This window comes from Armatimonadota bacterium (assembly GCA_031459765.1).
Lineage (GTDB): Bacteria > Sysuimicrobiota > Sysuimicrobiia > Sysuimicrobiales > Kaftiobacteriaceae > Kaftiobacterium > Kaftiobacterium secundum.
The window spans coordinates 256,486-271,937 of record JAVKHY010000001.1 but is presented as its reverse complement, the minus strand read 5'-3'; the positions used below and the strand labels follow the sequence as shown (position 1 = coordinate 271,937).

19 protein-coding genes are annotated in these 15,452 nt (G+C 68.9%); 18 read left to right on the top strand and 1 reads right to left on the bottom strand.

Going from position 1 to position 15,452, the window contains the following annotated elements:
* The first annotated feature begins 75 nt into the window (after nt 1–75).
* The 13 genes from QN141_01255 (at nt 76) to trxA (ending at nt 10,108) form a co-directional block, all read left to right on the top strand.
* Nucleotides 76–726 (top strand): phosphoribosyltransferase, encoded by a 651-nt coding sequence (locus tag QN141_01255; GenBank protein ID MDR7557098.1) that lies wholly within the window; start codon nt 76–78, stop codon nt 724–726.
* The gene (gcvT, locus tag QN141_01250; protein ID MDR7557097.1) at nt 716–1,816 is read left to right on the top strand and encodes a glycine cleavage system aminomethyltransferase GcvT; all 1,101 of its coding nucleotides are present in this window, start codon (nt 716–718) and stop codon (nt 1,814–1,816) included. Before QN141_01255 ends, gcvT begins: the two co-directional genes overlap by 11 nt.
* The gene (gcvH, locus tag QN141_01245) at nt 1,817–2,200 is read left to right on the top strand and encodes a glycine cleavage system protein GcvH (protein MDR7557096.1); all 384 of its coding nucleotides are present in this window, start codon (nt 1,817–1,819) and stop codon (nt 2,198–2,200) included.
* Nucleotides 2,200–3,588, top strand: a complete 1,389-nt coding sequence (gene gcvPA, locus QN141_01240) for an aminomethyl-transferring glycine dehydrogenase subunit GcvPA (GenBank protein MDR7557095.1) — start codon at nt 2,200–2,202, stop codon at nt 3,586–3,588. Before gcvH ends, gcvPA begins: the two co-directional genes overlap by 1 nt.
* The gene (gcvPB, locus tag QN141_01235) at nt 3,585–5,045 is read left to right on the top strand and encodes an aminomethyl-transferring glycine dehydrogenase subunit GcvPB (protein ID MDR7557094.1); all 1,461 of its coding nucleotides are present in this window, start codon (nt 3,585–3,587) and stop codon (nt 5,043–5,045) included. Before gcvPA ends, gcvPB begins: the two co-directional genes overlap by 4 nt.
* Nucleotides 5,046–5,088: 43 nt before the next feature.
* Nucleotides 5,089–6,012, top strand: a complete 924-nt coding sequence (locus tag QN141_01230; GenBank protein ID MDR7557093.1) for a threonine/serine dehydratase — start codon at nt 5,089–5,091, stop codon at nt 6,010–6,012.
* A gap of 156 nt (nt 6,013–6,168) precedes the next feature.
* Nucleotides 6,169–6,798, top strand: coding sequence for a transcriptional repressor LexA (lexA, locus tag QN141_01225; GenBank protein MDR7557092.1), 630 nt, complete (start codon nt 6,169–6,171; stop codon nt 6,796–6,798).
* On the top strand, nt 6,795–7,001 hold the full coding sequence (locus QN141_01220; protein ID MDR7557091.1) for a hypothetical protein: 207 nt from the start codon (nt 6,795–6,797) through the stop codon (nt 6,999–7,001). Before lexA ends, QN141_01220 begins: the two co-directional genes overlap by 4 nt.
* Nucleotides 6,998–7,456, top strand: a complete 459-nt coding sequence (locus tag QN141_01215) for a reverse transcriptase-like protein (GenBank protein MDR7557090.1) — start codon at nt 6,998–7,000, stop codon at nt 7,454–7,456. The genes QN141_01220 and QN141_01215 overlap by 4 nt, the downstream gene beginning before the upstream one ends.
* A 42-nt stretch (nt 7,457–7,498) precedes the next feature.
* A complete protein-coding gene (locus QN141_01210; protein ID MDR7557089.1) occupies nt 7,499–8,029 on the top strand; it encodes a tetratricopeptide repeat protein in 531 nt (176 codons plus the stop codon).
* A gap of 34 nt (nt 8,030–8,063) precedes the next feature.
* Entirely contained in the window at nt 8,064–8,678 is a 615-nt protein-coding gene (locus tag QN141_01205) for a DUF47 family protein (protein ID MDR7557088.1), read from the top strand.
* Nucleotides 8,679–8,681: 3 nt separating this feature from the next.
* Nucleotides 8,682–9,677, top strand: a complete 996-nt coding sequence (locus QN141_01200; GenBank protein MDR7557087.1) for an inorganic phosphate transporter — start codon at nt 8,682–8,684, stop codon at nt 9,675–9,677.
* A 71-nt stretch (nt 9,678–9,748) separates the two neighbouring features.
* Nucleotides 9,749–10,108 (top strand): thioredoxin, encoded by a 360-nt coding sequence (gene trxA / locus QN141_01195; protein MDR7557086.1) that lies wholly within the window; start codon nt 9,749–9,751, stop codon nt 10,106–10,108.
* Here the strand turns inward: trxA and trxB are convergent, their stop codons facing one another.
* Complete coding sequence (gene trxB / locus QN141_01190; protein ID MDR7557085.1) at nt 10,109–11,038, bottom strand: thioredoxin-disulfide reductase; 930 nt, start codon at nt 11,036–11,038, stop codon at nt 10,109–10,111.
* Nucleotides 11,039–11,201: 163 nt separating this feature from the next.
* Between trxB and QN141_01185 the strand changes: the two genes are divergently transcribed.
* The 5 genes from QN141_01185 (at nt 11,202) to QN141_01165 (ending at nt 15,448) form a co-directional block, all read left to right on the top strand.
* Nucleotides 11,202–11,519 carry a MerR family transcriptional regulator gene (locus QN141_01185; protein ID MDR7557084.1) on the top strand — a complete coding sequence of 106 codons (318 nt, stop codon included), beginning with the start codon at nt 11,202–11,204 and terminating at the stop codon, nt 11,517–11,519.
* Nucleotides 11,516–11,965, top strand: coding sequence for an Hsp20/alpha crystallin family protein (locus tag QN141_01180; GenBank protein MDR7557083.1), 450 nt, complete (start codon nt 11,516–11,518; stop codon nt 11,963–11,965). The genes QN141_01185 and QN141_01180 overlap by 4 nt, the downstream gene beginning before the upstream one ends.
* Before the next feature lie 63 nt (nt 11,966–12,028).
* Entirely contained in the window at nt 12,029–13,945 is a 1,917-nt protein-coding gene (gene dnaK, locus QN141_01175) for a molecular chaperone DnaK (protein MDR7557082.1), read from the top strand.
* Between the two features lie 3 nt (nt 13,946–13,948).
* Nucleotides 13,949–14,485 (top strand): nucleotide exchange factor GrpE, encoded by a 537-nt coding sequence (locus QN141_01170; protein ID MDR7557081.1) that lies wholly within the window; start codon nt 13,949–13,951, stop codon nt 14,483–14,485.
* 21 nt (nt 14,486–14,506) lie between these two features.
* Nucleotides 14,507–15,448 (top strand): DnaJ C-terminal domain-containing protein, encoded by a 942-nt coding sequence (locus QN141_01165; protein ID MDR7557080.1) that lies wholly within the window; start codon nt 14,507–14,509, stop codon nt 15,446–15,448.
* Nucleotides 15,449–15,452 lie beyond the last annotated feature (4 nt).

The following is a 15,452-nucleotide window of genomic DNA, read 5'->3' as shown; positions in this document are numbered from 1 at the left end:
CGGCCACAGGAAACCGATTTCCCGTCGTGGAAGGATGACGCCGCCGGGAGATCTCCGGAAGGTGTGTGCGCGGCGATGACGTTCCGCGACCGCCGGGAGGCTGGTCGTGCGCTGGCCGCAGCCCTGGACGGCTACCGTTCCCGCCGGCCTTTCGTCCTGGCCATCCCGCGCGGCGGGATCGTTGTCGGCTATGAGGTGGCCAAAGCGTTAGAGGCGCCGCTGGACGTCGTCGTCCCGCGCAAGCTCCGCGCCCCCCACAATCCGGAACTGGCGATCGGTGCCGTGGCGCAGGACGGCAGCGTGTACTACGACTCGCCGCTGGTCGGGACGCTGCAGGTGCCGGAGGACTACCTGAAGGACGAGGTCGCCTTCCAGATGGAGGAGATCCGGCGGCGGCTGGCCGCCTATCGCGGAGACCGTCCGCCGCCGGCCCTGGACGGACGTGTGGCGATCGTGGTGGACGACGGCATCGCCACCGGCTCGACGATGATCGCCGCGCTCCGGGCGGTGCGGCGGATGCGGCCGGAGGCGACCGTGGCCGCCGTGCCCGTGGCCCCGCCGGAGGGCTGTGAGAGCCTGCGGGCCGAGGCGGACGAGGTCGTCTGTCTCTACACGCCGGTCATGTTCTACGCCGTCGGGCAGTTCTACGAGGACTTCGCCCAGACATCCGACGAGGAGGCGATCGCCCTGCTGCGGGCCAGGGAGCGCGAACTCTATGGCCGCTGAGGGGCTGAAGCGGACCAGCCTGTATCCCGCGCACCTGCGGCGCGGGGCGCGCCTGGTCGAGTTCGGCGGGTGGGAGATGCCGGTTCAGTACGCCGGCATCGTCGAGGAGCACCGGGCGGTGCGCACAGCCGCCGGCCTGTTCGATGTGTCCCACATGGGCGAGGTCGAGGTGGAGGGGCCGGGAGCGCTGGACACGGTGCAGCGGCTCATCACCAACGACGCCGCCCGCCTGGAGGTCGGGGCGGGGCTGTACAGTCCCATGTGCCTGCCGACCGGAGGCATCGTGGACGACCTCACCGTCTTCCGGATGGGGGAGCGGCGCTTCCTCTTCGTGGTCAACGCCGCCACAACGGACAAGGATCTCGCCTGGATCCACGAGCACGCGGTCAACGCCGCGGTGCGGAACCGCTCGGCGGAGATCGCGCTCCTCGCCCTGCAGGGACCCCGGGCCTCCGCGATCCTGGCCCGTCTGACCCGGCCTGGGTCGGCCGATCTGCCCTTCTTCCACATCGTCGAAGGGGTGGACGTGGCGGGGGTGCGCTGCTTTATCTCACGGAGCGGCTATACGGGGGAGGACGGGTTCGAGATCGGCTGTCCCTGGGATGAGGCGCCGCGGCTGTGGGAGACCCTCCTGGACGCCGGGCGGGAGGAGGGGCTGGTTCCGGTCGGGCTGGGGGCGCGGGACACCCTGCGACTGGAGGCGGCGTTGATGCTCTACGGCAACGACATCGACGAAACCACCACGCCGCTGGAAGCGCCCCTGGGCTGGACGGTCAAACTGGACAAGGGCGAGTTCATTGGACGGGAAGCCCTGCTCCGCCAGAAGCAGGAGGGTGTGCGCCGCAGGCTCGTGGGGTTCGAGATGCGGGACCGGGCCATCCCCCGCCGTGGCTACACCCTGCTGGCCGGAGGTCGCGCCATCGGCCGGGCGACCAGCGGCACCTTCGGTCCCTGGGTGCAAAAGGGCATCGGCCTGGGCTATGTCCCGCCCGAGTTCGCCCGGCCCGGAGTTGAGATCGACGTGGAGGTTCGGGGGCAGCCGGTGCGGGCCGTCGTGGTCAGACTTCCCTTCTACAAAAGGAGCGCGTGAATGTATCCCAAGGACCTGCGGTACAGCAGTGAGCACGAGTGGGCCAGGGTCGAGGGCGACCGCGTGCGCGTCGGGATTACGAAGTTTGCCGCGGACAGACTCAGTGACGTCGTCTTCGTCGAACTCCCCGAGGTAGGCGCCGTGGTGACCTTCATGCAGCCCTTCGGGGTGATCGAGTCGGTCAAAGCGGTCTCGGACCTCTACGCCCCCGTCTCCGGGAACGTGGTTGAGGTTAACACCGCGCTGCGGGACAGCCCGGAGGTCGTGAACAGCGATCCCTACGGAGCAGGCTGGATCATCGTGGTGGAGCCCAGCGATCCGAAGGAGCTGGACAAGTTGATGACCGTGGAGCAGTATCTGAAAGTCATCGGGGAGGAGGCCTGATGAAAGCCGAACCGCAGCCTGTGGCGGCGACGCCCCGCGCGCAGCACAAGTACATTCCCGCCACGGAGGCCGAGCGGGCGGAGATGCTGCGGGTCGTGGGCGTGCCCTCGGTGGAGGCGCTCTTTGCCGATATCCCCGCGGCGGTGCGGCTCCGGGCGCCGCTGCGGCTTCCCCCGCCCCTCAGCGACCCTGAGGTCATGACCGCCCTCGGCGCCCTCGCCGCGAAGAACCTCCACGCCGACGCCGCGGCCTGTTTCCTGGGCGCGGGCGCCTACGACCACTACGTGCCCAGCGTGGTCTGGGCCCTGGCCGGCCGCGGCGAGTTCCTCACGGCCTATACGCCCTATCAGGCCGAGATGATGCAGGGCGAGCTGCAGGCCATCTACGAGTATCAGAGCATGCTGTGCGAGCTGACGGCGATGGACGTGGCCAACGCGTCCATGTATGACGGCGCCTCGGCCACCGCCGAAGCGGCGGTGATGGCCAGAGACCTGACCAGGCGGGACGAGGTCATCGTCTCGACCGCCGTCCATCCGGAGTACCGCCAGGTTCTGAAGACCTACACCCGGCCCCTGGGGATCCAGGTCGTCGAGGTCCCCCACCGTCACGGCCGCACCGACGGCGAGACCGTCGTCGCGCACCTGTCGGAACGCACGGCCGCGGTCATCGTCCAGCACCCCAACTTCTTCGGTCTGCTCGAAGACGGCCGGGCGCTGGTCGAGATCGCCCACCGCCGCGGGGCGCTTCTGATCTGTGCCGTGGCCGAGCCGCTTTCCCTGGGGTTGCTCACCCCGCCGGGGATCTGGGGCGCGGATATCGTGGCCGGTGAAGGGCAGCCCCTGGGCAACCACCTGAACTTCGGCGGTCCCTATCTGGGGATGATGGCCACGCGTCGCGAGTACGTGCGGCGCATTCCCGGCCGCCTGGTCGGGGCCACGGTCGATGTGGAGGGGCGGCGTGGGTTCGTGCTCACGCTGCAGACCCGGGAGCAGCACATCCGGCGGGAGAAGGCCACCAGCAACATCTGCACCAACGAGGCGCTGCTGGCCCTGGCCGCGGGAATCTACATGGCCGCGCTCGGGCCGCAGGGCCTGCGGAAGGTGGCGGAACTCAACCTCTACAAGGCGGCCTACGCCCGAGAGGCGATCGGCGCGCTGCCGGGCTTTCGGCTCGCCTTCGACGGGCCCATCTTCAACGAGTTCGTAGTCCGCACGCCCGTCCCGCCCGAGGAGGTCAACCAGCGGCTGCGCCGGGAAGGCATCCTGGGCGGGCTGCCCCTGGGCCGGTACTATCCCGAGCTGGCGGACGGCTGGCTGGTCTGCGTCACCGAACAGCGGACGCGGGCGCAGATCGACCGGCTGGTGGCGGTGCTGGAGGGGATCCGATGAAGGGGCGGGACTTCCCGGTGATCTTTGAGCTGAGCACCCCCGGCCGCATCGGCGCGTCCTACCCCGAACCCGATGTCCCGCGCCGGCCCCTGAACGCCCTGCTCCCCGCCGACCAGATCCGCCAGGTGCCGCCGGGGTTGCCGGAGGTCAGCGAGCTGGACGTCGTGCGCCACTACACGCGGCTGTCCCACCGGAACTTCAGCATCGACGAAGGGTTCTACCCGCTGGGTTCGTGCACCATGAAGTACAATCCGAAGATCCACGAGGATGCGGCGCGCCTCCCGGGGTTCAGCCGTCTCCATCCCTACACGATGCCGGAGGACGCGCAGGGGGCGCTGGAGCTCATCTGGGAACTGGAGCAGGCGCTGGCCGAGATCAGCGGCATGGACCGGGTGACCTTTCAGCCCGCGGCCGGCGCCCACGGAGAACTCACCGGAATCCTGATGATCCGTGCCTACTTCGAGGCCCGGGGCGAGCGCCGGACGAAGGTCATCGTGCCCGACTCGGCCCACGGGACCAACCCCGCCACCGCCGCCATGGCCGGCTACCAGGTAATCACCGTCAAATCGGACGCCCGCGGGAACCTGGACGTCCAGGCGCTGCGCGAGGCGATGGACTCCTCCGTGGCCGCGATCATGCTCACGAATCCCAACACCCTGGGGTTGTTCGAAGAGCACATCGTCGAGGTGGAGGAGATCGTCCACGGCCGCGGCGGGCAGATGTACCTGGACGGCGCCAACTTCAACGCGATCCTCGGCGTCACCCGGCCCGGCGACCAGGGGTTCGACGTGATGCACATGAACCTGCACAAAACCTTCTCCACCCCCCACGGCGGGGGCGGCCCGGGGGCGGGGGCGGTGGGGGTGAAGGCGCACCTGGTGCCCTTCCTCCCCGTCCCGGTGGTGGAGAAGGAGGGCGACCGCTTCCGGCTGGACTATGACCGTCCGCAGTCTATCGGGAAGATCCGCGCCTTCTACGGGAACTTCGGAAACCTGATCCGGGCCTATGCGTACATCCGCTCCATGGGCGCCGACGGCCTGCGCCAGGTGGCGGAGACCGCGGTGCTCAACGCCAACTACGTCCTGGCCCGGCTGCGCGACCGCTTCGACCTGCCCTACGATCGGTTGTGCAAGCACGAGTTCGTCCTCTCCGGTACCCGGCAGAAGAAGCAGTACGGCGTCACCACCCGCGACATGGCCAAGCGCCTGCTGGACTACGGCTTCCACGCCCCGACGATCTACTTCCCGCTCATCGTGGACGAGGCGATCATGATCGAGCCCACGGAGACGGAGAGCAAGCGCACCCTGGATGAGTTCATCGAGGCGATGCGGGCCATCGACCGCGAGGCCCAGGAGAACCCTCAGATCGTCCACGACGCGCCGCACACCACGCCGGTCCGGAGGCTGGATGAGGTACGCGCGGCGCGCCAGCCCGACCTGCGCTGGAGAGGCGGATGAAGATCCTCTTCCGGCTGACCTGCACCCCGTGGATGCGGGGCCGGTGACCCTCGACGACATCCGCGCGGCGCGCGAGCGGATCGCGCCCTACGTACGGCGGACGCCCATCCATCCCCTGCCGGGCGGTCCGCAGCTGAAGCTGGAGAACCTCCAGGTCACCGGATCGTTCAAGCCGCGGGGGGCGTTCAACTATGTCCTCGCCCACCGCGAGGCCTGCGCCGCCGGGGTCATCACAGCCTCCTCCGGCAACCACGGCCAGGCCGTGGCGTTCGTCGCCAGGACGCTCGGTCTGCACGCGGTGGTCGTGGTCCCGGAGAACGTGGCCGCGACAAAGGCCGAGGCGATCACCGGCTACGGCGCGGAGTTGATCCGCCGGGGTCGCTACTCCGACGAGCGGATCGCGCTTGCTCGGGAGCTGTCGGAGCGCCGGGGCCTCCACTATGTACCTCCGTACGACGATCCCTTCATCGTTGCCGGCCAGGGGACGGTCGGTCTGGAGATTGTGGAGCAGTGTCCGGAGGTCGAGGCGGTGGTGGTCCCGGTGAGCGGAGGCGGTCTCGTTGCCGGCGTCGCGGCCGCAGTCAAGTCGCTGAAGCCTCAGGCCAGGGTCATAGGTGCAGAACCGGCCGGCGCCGATCGCTTCGCCCGTTCCCGCAAGGTAGGGCACCCGGTGGCCCTGGAGAAGGCGGAGACGATCGCCGACGGGCTTCGCGTCCTGGCGCCGGGGCGCCTCACCTGGGAGGTCACCTCGCGGTACGTCGATGAGTTCCGTCCCGTCCTCGACGAGAGGATCCTGGAGGCGATGCGGCGGCTCCTCCTGGAGGGACATCTTCTGGCCGAGCCCTCGGGCGCGACGAGCGTCGCCTGTGCGCTGGACGGCGGTCTTACCGGCCCGACGGCTGTGGCGATCGTCAGCGGAGGGAACGTAGACCTCCCCGTCCTGCTGCGCTGCCTGGCCCCCTCCTGAGTTCCCGGAAAACCTCGAAAACGCGAGCTTCTGCGAGCAACTGAAGGCAAGCTCGTAATACGTACGTTTGTTCGCCATGGTCTGTCTCTGGCCGCCTTTCCCGGCCCTTGATATTCGTACATATGTTCGCTATATGATAGGTGCGGAGGTGACGGAATGGCCGCACCACTTACCGACCGACAGCGGCAGGTCCTCGAGCACATCGCGGCGTCCATCCGGCGCAGCGGCATCGTGCCCTCCGTCCGCGAGATCGGCAGCGCCCTGGGAATGCGCTCGCCCTCGACGGTCCACCAGCATCTGACCGCCCTCGAGCGCAAGGGCTATATCAGGCGTGCCGGCGACCGCATGCGCGTGCTGGAAGTCCTGGACCGCCGGATGGTTCCCGGCGGTGGAGACGTGGCCCACCTACCGCTGGTCGGCCGCATCTCGGCGGGGCTCCCCGTGCTGGCGGAGGAGAACGTGGAGGAGATGATCCCCGTTCCCCGCCGGATGGTGGGCTGGCAGGACGACAACTGCTTCCTGCTCACCGTGCGGGGAGACTCGATGATCAATGCCGGGATCTACGACGGCGACCTGGTGATCGTCCGCTCGCAGCCGACCGCCCGGGCCGGCGAGATCGTCGTGGCCCTGCTGGGGGAGGAGGCGACGGTCAAGCGGCTGCGCTACGACGGACCGCAACCCTACTTGATGCCCGAGAATCCGCGGTATGGGCCGATCGGCGGGGAATTCGAGATCATCGGGGTCGTGGTGGGTTTGTTGCGCCGCTACGCCGGGGGGCAGGCATGAGCTTCCGTGCCCTGTCTGCCTTCGCGGTGGCCCTCCCCGGAACGCGTCCGAGCCGCGGCCGCGCCCAGCCGCGGTGGGGATTCGCGGCGCGCGGTGCCTGGGAACGTTTTGCTGACGACCGGAGGCTGATCGGGGCAAAGCTCCTGTTGCTCGGCTTGCTGGTCCTGGTGGTCGTGGCCCTGGAGGTGCCGCTGCAGCTGTGAGGCCGCTGGAGGTGTTCGCGAGCGCGGCGTTCCGCGACGGCAAGGCCGGGATCGGGGTCGTGATCCGCTCCGCGGGGCAGCCTGTGCGCATGACGCGCCGCACTGTCCGTGCGGGATCCCGCGCCGAGGGGGCGTATCGGGCGTTGCTTCATGGGGTATGGAAGGCGCGCGGGACGGGGGCGCGGCGGATCCGCGTCTTCTGCGACGAGCCCGCCGTGGTCGATCAGATCGCCGGCCGCGCGGAGGTCCCGGGCGAGCTGGTCGGCCTGTACCTGCAGACGCGCGCGCTCCTCAACGCCTACCGGTGGAGCTCGGTCGAGCATCTCCCCCGCGAGCGCAACACGGAGGCGGCCCTGGCCGCCATGGAGGCGCTCGACCAGGAGGTCCTCGAGCCCTCCTTTGAACTGGACGACCTCGACTCCCTCCCCCTGTTCTCAACCTCCCGCACCCAATAGACGGTCAAGGACCCGCGGGTCGCCCGCCGAAGCAAACCTGTTGTGGGTGAGGCGGAGGCCCGGCCGTTCCTGGAGGCCGGAGAGCGGCATCTCGACGCCGGCGACTATGCCGCGGCGGAGGCGGCCTTCCGCGCCGCGGTGGCTGCGGCGCCCGAGTCGGCCGTGGCGCACAGCAAACTCGGCGTGGCGTTGGCCCAGCAGGGGCAACTTGATGCCGCCATCGCCGAGTTCTCCAGAGCCATCGCCCTGCAGCCCACCTACGCGCCCGCCTACAGCAACCTCGGCAACGTTTACCGCGAGAAGGGCATGCTGGATCAGGCGCTGGCCGCCTACGAGCGGGCCGTGGCCCTGGATCCGGACTACTGGGTCGCCCATCAGAACCTCGGGGCACTCTACAAGCAGATGGGCCGGATCGGGGAGGCGGTGGAGCACTTCAAGAAAGCCACCCGGTTATCGGTCCGGCGTCCTGGTCGGCCGGCCGCGGCCGCCCGTCGGGGGGGATGCCTGACGCGCGTTGTCGCGGCGGCGGCCGTCGTTGCCGCCGCGGCGGTCTTCTGGACAATGCGGGGTTGAACGGGCTGGGCCAACCAGCACCACGGGGGTGAGGATGGTGCGTCTTCTTCCGCGCGAAGAGGTCTTTTTCGACCTGTTCACCGCTACGGCCGAGAACATCCTGGCCGCGGCACGCGGCCTCCGGGCGCTGCTCGAGGATTTCACAGACGTGGACCGGCGCGCAGGCGAGATCAAGGCTCTGGAAGACAGGGGCGACGAACTGACCCACGGGATCATCGATCGACTGAACAGGACCTTTGTCACCCCGTTGGACCGCGACGACATCTTCGCCCTGGCCAAGCAGCTCGACGATGTGATTGACTGGATCGAGGCCTCTTCCTCGCGACTGGCGCTCTACCGCGTGGGGGAGATCCCCGCCGCGGCGAAAGAGCTGGGGCAGATTATCGTCGGCGCCTGCGAGGCGATCGCCGCCGCGGTGGCGCACCTCCGGCGCCTGGATCGCGTCGCCGCCCACCTGCAGGAGATCCACCGGCTGGAGAATCTCGCCGACCTTGTGCAGCGCGATGCCATTGCCCGGCTCTTCGCCGAGACGCGGGATCCCATCGACGTCATCAAGTGGAAAGAGATTCTGGAAACGCTGGAAGAGGCGACCGACCAGTGCGAGCACGTGGCCCACGTGCTCGAAAGCATCCAGACGAAACACCTGTAGGGGATGCCGGTGCTCATCCCTGCCGGTCTCCTCCCCGTCCTGCTCCTGGTGCTGGCTGCGGAGTTCGTCAACGGGTGGACCGACGCGCCCAACGCCATCGCCACGGTGGTGAGCACCCGGGTGCTCACGCCGTCGGCGGCCCTGGGCATGGCCACCGTGCTCAACGTCGTGGGAACGATGGCCGGCACCGCGGTGGCCGCGACGATCGGCAAGGGCATCGTCAACCCCGAGACCATCGATACGGTGACCATCGCCGCAGCCATGGTGGCGATCGTCACCTGGAGTACACTGGCCTGGCTGCGCGGCCTGCCCACCAGCGAGAGCCACGCCCTGGTCGCGGCCCTGGCCGGCGCCGGGCTGGCCACCGCGGGACCGCAGGTGCTGCAGTGGGAGGGCTGGCGGAAGGTGCTGATCGGCCTGGGTTTCTCCACCCTGCTGGGCTTCGGCGGCGGGTGCGGACTCATGGTCGGCATCGCCTGGCTGTTCCGCCGTACTCCGCTGGGGCAGGTTCGGCGGGTCTTCGGCCGGGCCCAGGTGCTTTCCGCCGCCTTCATGGCCTTCAGCCACGGGACGAACGACGGCCAGAAGTTCATCGGGGTCTTCACCCTGGCCCTGCTGCTGGGCGGGGTGATCCCCGAGTTCCGCATCCCCTTCTGGGTGATCCTCCTCTGCGCGCTGACGATGGGCCTGGGGACCGCGGTCGGCGGCTGGCGCATCGTGCACACGATGGGTCTGCGCCTGACCCGGCTCGAGTCCTTTCAGGGGTTCGCCGCGGAGACCGCGGCGGCCTCGGCGATCGAGCTGGCCACACGGCTGGGAATCCCCCTCAGCACGACGCACACCATCAACACCGCCATCATGGGCGTGGGCGCCACACGCCGGCTGTCCGCCGTGCGCTGGGGGGTGGGCCTGGAGATCGTCACGGCCTGGGTGCTCACCTTTCCGGCCTGCGCGCTGATCGCGGCGCTGGTGACCTGGGTTTTGCGCCTGATCCTCTAGCGTATAATGCAGGGGAATAGTCTCCGTCGGGACGACGTTCTGCGCTCCTGGCAGGTCGGTGCAGGAGACGGATGGAGAGGGAGGCGCAGGTGATGGGCAAGGCCGTCCATGTGAGCGAGCGAGACTTCGAGGCGCAGGTCATCCAGAGTGACGTCCCGGTCCTGGTGGACTTCTGGGCCGAGTGGTGCGGCCCGTGCCGGATGATTGCCCCCGTTGTGGAGGACCTGGCCAGCGAGTACGCCGGGCGGTTGAAGGTCGTGAAGGTCGATGTGGACGAGAACAACGCCCTGGCCTACCGCTACGGGGTGATGAGCATTCCCACCCTGGGGATCTTCAAGGGCGGCCAGATGGTGGAACGGCTGGTGGGGTACATGCCGAAACCGGAGTTGAAGAAGCGGATCGACCAGGTGATCGGCCGGCCGATCAGCTGATCAGCCGGTCGCCTCGCCCGCCGCGGCCAGCCAGCGTTCGGCGTCGATGGCCGCTTCGCAGCCGTATCCTGCGGCCGTCACGGCCTGCCGGTAGGTGTGGTCGTGGACGTCTCCCGCGACGAAGACGCCTTCCACGCTGGTCATGGAGCGCCGCACGCGGATGATGTAGCCCTGCTCGTCCATCTCCAGCTGGCCGCGGAAGAGCTCGGTGTTGGGCTTGTGGCCGATGGCCACGAAGACGCCGTCGGTGGGGCGGGTCGTGACCTCGCCGGTTCGGACGTCCTGGAGTCTGACGGCGCTGACCTTGCCGTTGCCCAGGATCTCCGTCACCACGGTGTTCCAGAGGAAACTGATCTTCTCCTGGGCCATGGCCCGCTGCTGCATGATCTTGCTGGCGCGCAGGCGGTCCCGGCGGTGCACCACGGTGACGGCGCGGGCCAGTTTGGCCAAGTAGAGCGCTTCCTCCATGGCGGTGTCCCCGCCGCCGACTACGATCACGTCGCGGTTGCGGAAGAAGAACCCGTCGCAGGTGGCGCAGGTGCTCACGCCGCGCCCCATGAACCGCTGCTCCCCGGGCAGTCCCAGCAGCTTGGCCTTCGCCCCGGTGGCGATGATCACCGCCCTGGCCTCTTCCACCTCGCCCGACTGCAGGGTGATCCGGAAGGGGCGGCGGGAGAAGTCCACAGCCACCGCGTCCTCGGCGACGAAGGTCGCGCCGACGCGCTCGGCCTGGGCGCGCATCGCCGCGATCAGGTCCGGTCCCAGGATGGGCTCGGCAAACCCGGGGTAGTTCTCCACCTCCGTGGTGAGCATGAGTTGGCCGCCGGCCTCGGCGCCGGCCACCACCAGCGGCTCCAGGCCGGCCCGCGTCGTATAGATCGCCGCGGTGAGCCCCGCCGGCCCGGAGCCCAGGATGATCACGTTGCGCATCGTCCTGTCCAAACCTCCGCCGCTATTACGCCCCCTCTTCGTCATTCTATTCCGGGGGGAAGCCCCGGCCATCGGCTCCGGCCCCTATGACAATACCATTGTCAAGCTTCTTGACAATACCTTTGTCAATGGCTATCGTGGGGAGGCGGGGGGGAGGAAGGACGTGAGGTCGCGCCAGGACGACAGGCCGGTCTATGTGATCAGCGTCGCCGCGGACCTCACCGGGTTGCACCCGCGGACGTTGCGGATCTACGAGGAGAAGGGCCTGGTCCATCCGGCCCGGCGGAACAACACCCGCCTCTACTCGGACCGCGACCTGGAGCGGGTGCGCCTGATCCGCCACCTCACCCAGGAGCTGGGCCTGAACCTGGCCGGGGTGCGCGTGCTGCTGGACGTGTACGAGCGGCTGGAGTACCGCGGCTCGGGGGATTCGATGAGCTGGATCTTTGAACGCACGGTGCGAAGGAGGCGAGTGCGATGAGCCTGATTCGGTGGGATCCCTTCGACGATCTCGCGTCCCTGCGGGAGTCGATGGACAAGCTGTTCGAGGAGTTCTTCACCCGGCGCCCGGAGCGCCGCGGCGGGGTGCCCGTGGTCTGGCAGCCGGCGATCGAAGCCTATGAGACCGACCACGACTTCGTCGTGCGGGCCGAGCTGCCCGGCGTCGACCCGAACCAGGTGGACGTCTCGGTCACGGAGGACACTCTGACGATCAAGGGCGAGGCGAAGAGCGAGCAGGAGGAGAAGAAGCGCAACTACTACCGGCGCGAGCTGCGCTACGGCTCCTTCGTGCGCCAGCTGTCGCTGCCTACGGGAGTGCAGGGCGAGGCGGCGAAGGCCACCTACAAGAACGGCATCCTGGAGATCCGGGTGCCGAAGAGCGAGCGGGCCAAGCCCAAGACGGTCAAGGTGGAGGTCGGCGGCTAGGCCCGCCGACCTCCCCCGCGCCGCCTCAGGGGAGTGGCTGAAACGTGAGAGGAGCCATCTGATATGCCCAAGGTTGTCGGCATCGATCTGGGTACCACCAACTCCGTGATCGCCGTGGTGATCGGCGGAGAGCCGCAGGTCATCCCCAATGCGGAGGGGAGCCGGCTGACGCCCTCCGTTGTCGCCTTTACCAAGACCGGCGAACGCCTGGTCGGACAGATGGCCAAACGGCAGGCCATCCTCAATCCGGAGAACACCGTCTATTCGATCAAACGGTTCATGGGTCGCCGCATGGCGGAAGTGGAAACCGAGCGGAAGATGGTGCCCTACCGGGTGGAGGAAGGCGCCCACGGCATGGCGACCGTGCGCCTGCCCGCGGCCGGGAAATCGTTCACACCCGAAGAGATCTCGGCGATGATCCTGCAGAAGTTGAAGACCGACGCGGAGGCCTACCTGGGCGACAAGATCCTGGAGGCGGTGATCACCGTCCCCGCGTACTTCAACGACGCGCAGCGCACGGCGACGAAGCACGCCGGCGAGATCGCGGGGCTGAAGGTGCTGCGGATCATCAACGAGCCCACCGCCTCGGCGCTGGCCTACGGACTGGACAAGAAGGGGGCGGAGACGGTCCTGGTCTTCGACCTCGGCGGCGGCACCTTCGACGTCACGGTGCTGGAGATCGGGGAGGGCGTCTTCGAGGTCAAGGCCACGAACGGCGACACGCACCTGGGCGGCGACGACTGGGACGAGCGGATCGTGAACTGGCTGGCCGACCAGTTCAAGCGGGAGAACGGCATCGACCTGCGGCAGGACCGCCAGGCGCTGCAGCGTCTGCGCGAGGCCGCGGAGCGGGCCAAAGTGGAGCTGAGCACGGTCACCCAGACGACGATCAACCTGCCCTTCATCACCGCGGACAGCAGCGGCCCCAAGCACCTGGACTACGTCCTGACCCGGGCGAAGTTCGAGGAGATGACCGCCGATCTCGTCGAGCGCTGCATCGGCCCCTTCAAGCAGGCATTGGCCGACGCCAAGCTGACGGAGAAGGACCTGGATCAGGTCATCCTGGTCGGCGGCGCCACGCGCATGCCGATGATCCAGGAACTGGTGCGCCGGCTGACCGGCAAGGAGCCGAACAAGGAGGTCCATCCCGACGAGGTCGTTGCCGTGGGCGCGGCGATCCAGGCCGGCGTCCTGGCCGGCACGGTGCGCGAGGTCGTGCTGCTGGACGTCACCCCGCTCTCCCTGGGCGTGGAGACCCTGGGAGGGGTGATGACCACGCTGATCCCGCGCAACACGACGATCCCGACGCGCAAGAGCGAGATGTTCACCACGGCGGCGGACGGGCAGACCCAGGTGGAGATTCACGTCCTGCAGGGCGAGCGGCCCATGGCCCGCGACAACCGCACCCTGGGCCGGTTCATCCTGGACGGTATCCCCCCGGCGCCGCGCGGCGTGCCCAAGATCGAGGTCACCTTTGACATCGACGCCAACGGCATCCTGGACGTCAAGGCCCGGGATACGGCGACGAATCGGGAGCAGTCGATCAAGATCACCGGCACCTCCACCCTGTCCAAGGACGAGGTGGAGCGCATGGTCAAGGAGGCCGAGCGGTTTGCCGAGGAGGATCGGCGGCGGCGCGAAGAGGCGGAACTACGGAACCGCGGCGACTCGGCGGTCTATCAGACCGAGCGGCTGCTCAAGGACTTCGGCGACAAGGTCAGCGCCGACGAGCGCGCGGCCGTCGAGGCGAAGCTCAAGGCCCTGAAGGACGCGCTCGGGCAGGGGGACACGGCGAAGATCACCGCCGCCCTGGAGGAGCTCCAGCAGGCCACCAACCGACTGGCCCAGGAGGTCTACGCCAGGACGCCGGCCGGCGCTCCCGCCGGCGGCGCGCCGCCCTCCGACGGCCCGGCCGCGGGCACCCAGGCCAAGACCGGGGATGACGTGATCGACGCCGACTACAAGCGAAAGGACCAGTAGGCGATGGACGAGCACAGCGGGCGGCCGGCCGAGGAGCCGCGTCCGGCGGGACCTGAGGAACCGGCCGCCCCCACAGTCAGTGTGGAGGAGCTCCAGGCGGAACTGGCGCGGGCCAGGGAAGAGGCGGAGCGCAACTGGCAGCAGTTTCTCCATGCGGCGGCGGACCTGGAGAACTACAAGAAGCAGGCCGCCCGCCAGCGCGAGGATGCCGTCCAGGGCGTACGCGCCCAGTTGCTGGGCGTGATCCTGACCGTGGTGGACAACCTCGAGCGCGCCCTGGAACACGGGACGACGGCGGATCCGCAGGCGATCCTGGAAGGGATCCGCATGACCCACCGGCAGGTCCTGGAGGTCCTGAAGACCATGGGCGTGGAGCCCATGGAGGCGCGGGGCAAGACCTTCGACCCGCGCCTCCACGAGGCGGTGGACATCGCCCTGGACCAGGAGGCGCCGCCGGACACCGTGGTGGAGGAGCTGCAGCGCGGCTACCTGTGGCACGGGGAGGTCCTCCGCCCCGCGCGCGTGCGGGTGGCCAGGTAGATCGGGGAGCCGGGCGGGGCGATGGAGTTCAAGGACTACTACAAGATCCTCGGCGTGGACCGCGGCAGCGATCAGAAGGCGATCAGCGCCGCGTACCGGAAGCTGGCCCGCCAGTACCACCCCGACATCAACAAGACCAAGGGCGCCGAGGAGCGCTTCAAAGAGATCAACGAGGCCTACCAGGTGCTGGGCGACCCGCAGAAGCGCGCGCGCTACGACCAGATGTACGAGGTCTACCAGCGCGGCGGGATGGACTGGCAGACGATGTTCGGCGGCGCGGCACCCTGGGGGCGGCCGCCCGGCGGATGGACGGTGACCTACGATATCCCCGAAGATCTGAGGGATCTGCTGGGCGGCCTGGGCGGATTCAGCGATTTCTTCCAGCAGTTCTTCGGCGGCGGCCCGGTGGGTGCGGCCCGGCGCGGCCGGCGTGTTTCCGCCACCCAACCGGCCGGGGCGCCCGAGCCCGCGGCGACGATCGAGGTGACCCTGGAAGAAGCCTTTCGCGGCGCACAGAAGTCGGTCACCGTGCGGATGGACGGAACGACACGCCGCCTGGACGTCTCCATCCCGCGGGGTGTGCGCAGCGGCCAGCGCATCCGGTTGCCCGGCGCCCTGGACGGGGAGGATCTCTACCTGACGGTCCAGGTCCGTCCGGATCCCCGGTTCGAGCGGCAGGGCGACGCCCTGATCACCGAGGTCCCGGTCGCCCTGACCGAGGCCCTCCTGGGCGCAACGATCGAGGTGCCCACGCTGGAGGGCCCCGTGGAGATGACGGTCCCTCCCGAGACGCAGCCGGGGCAGATCTTTCGTCTCCGCGGTCTGGGCATGCCGCGCCGGGAGGGCGGTCGCGGGGACCAGCTGGTGCGTGTCAAGGTCGTCCTGCCCAAGAACCTTACCAGGCGCGAGCGGGAGCTGGTGGAGGAGCTGGGCCGGCTGCGAAAGGAGCGGGTGAGGACGTAAACGA

Coding starts and splice junctions, on each gene's coding strand:
- QN141_01255 (MDR7557098.1), top strand. CDS start 76: ATGACGTTCCGCGACCGCCGGGAGGCTGGTCGTGCGCTGGCCGCAGCC.
- gcvT (MDR7557097.1), top strand. CDS start 716: ATGGCCGCTGAGGGGCTGAAGCGGACCAGCCTGTATCCCGCGCACCTG.
- gcvH (MDR7557096.1), top strand. CDS start 1,817: ATGTATCCCAAGGACCTGCGGTACAGCAGTGAGCACGAGTGGGCCAGG.
- gcvPA (MDR7557095.1), top strand. CDS start 2,200: ATGAAAGCCGAACCGCAGCCTGTGGCGGCGACGCCCCGCGCGCAGCAC.
- gcvPB (MDR7557094.1), top strand. CDS start 3,585: ATGAAGGGGCGGGACTTCCCGGTGATCTTTGAGCTGAGCACCCCCGGC.
- lexA (MDR7557092.1), top strand. CDS start 6,169: ATGGCCGCACCACTTACCGACCGACAGCGGCAGGTCCTCGAGCACATC.
- QN141_01220 (MDR7557091.1), top strand. CDS start 6,795: ATGAGCTTCCGTGCCCTGTCTGCCTTCGCGGTGGCCCTCCCCGGAACG.
- QN141_01205 (MDR7557088.1), top strand. CDS start 8,064: ATGGTGCGTCTTCTTCCGCGCGAAGAGGTCTTTTTCGACCTGTTCACC.
- QN141_01200 (MDR7557087.1), top strand. CDS start 8,682: ATGCCGGTGCTCATCCCTGCCGGTCTCCTCCCCGTCCTGCTCCTGGTG.
- trxA (MDR7557086.1), top strand. CDS start 9,749: ATGGAGAGGGAGGCGCAGGTGATGGGCAAGGCCGTCCATGTGAGCGAG.
- trxB (MDR7557085.1), bottom strand. CDS start 11,038: ATGCGCAACGTGATCATCCTGGGCTCCGGGCCGGCGGGGCTCACCGCG.
- QN141_01180 (MDR7557083.1), top strand. CDS start 11,516: ATGAGCCTGATTCGGTGGGATCCCTTCGACGATCTCGCGTCCCTGCGG.
- dnaK (MDR7557082.1), top strand. CDS start 12,029: ATGCCCAAGGTTGTCGGCATCGATCTGGGTACCACCAACTCCGTGATC.
- QN141_01170 (MDR7557081.1), top strand. CDS start 13,949: ATGGACGAGCACAGCGGGCGGCCGGCCGAGGAGCCGCGTCCGGCGGGA.
- QN141_01165 (MDR7557080.1), top strand. CDS start 14,507: ATGGAGTTCAAGGACTACTACAAGATCCTCGGCGTGGACCGCGGCAGC.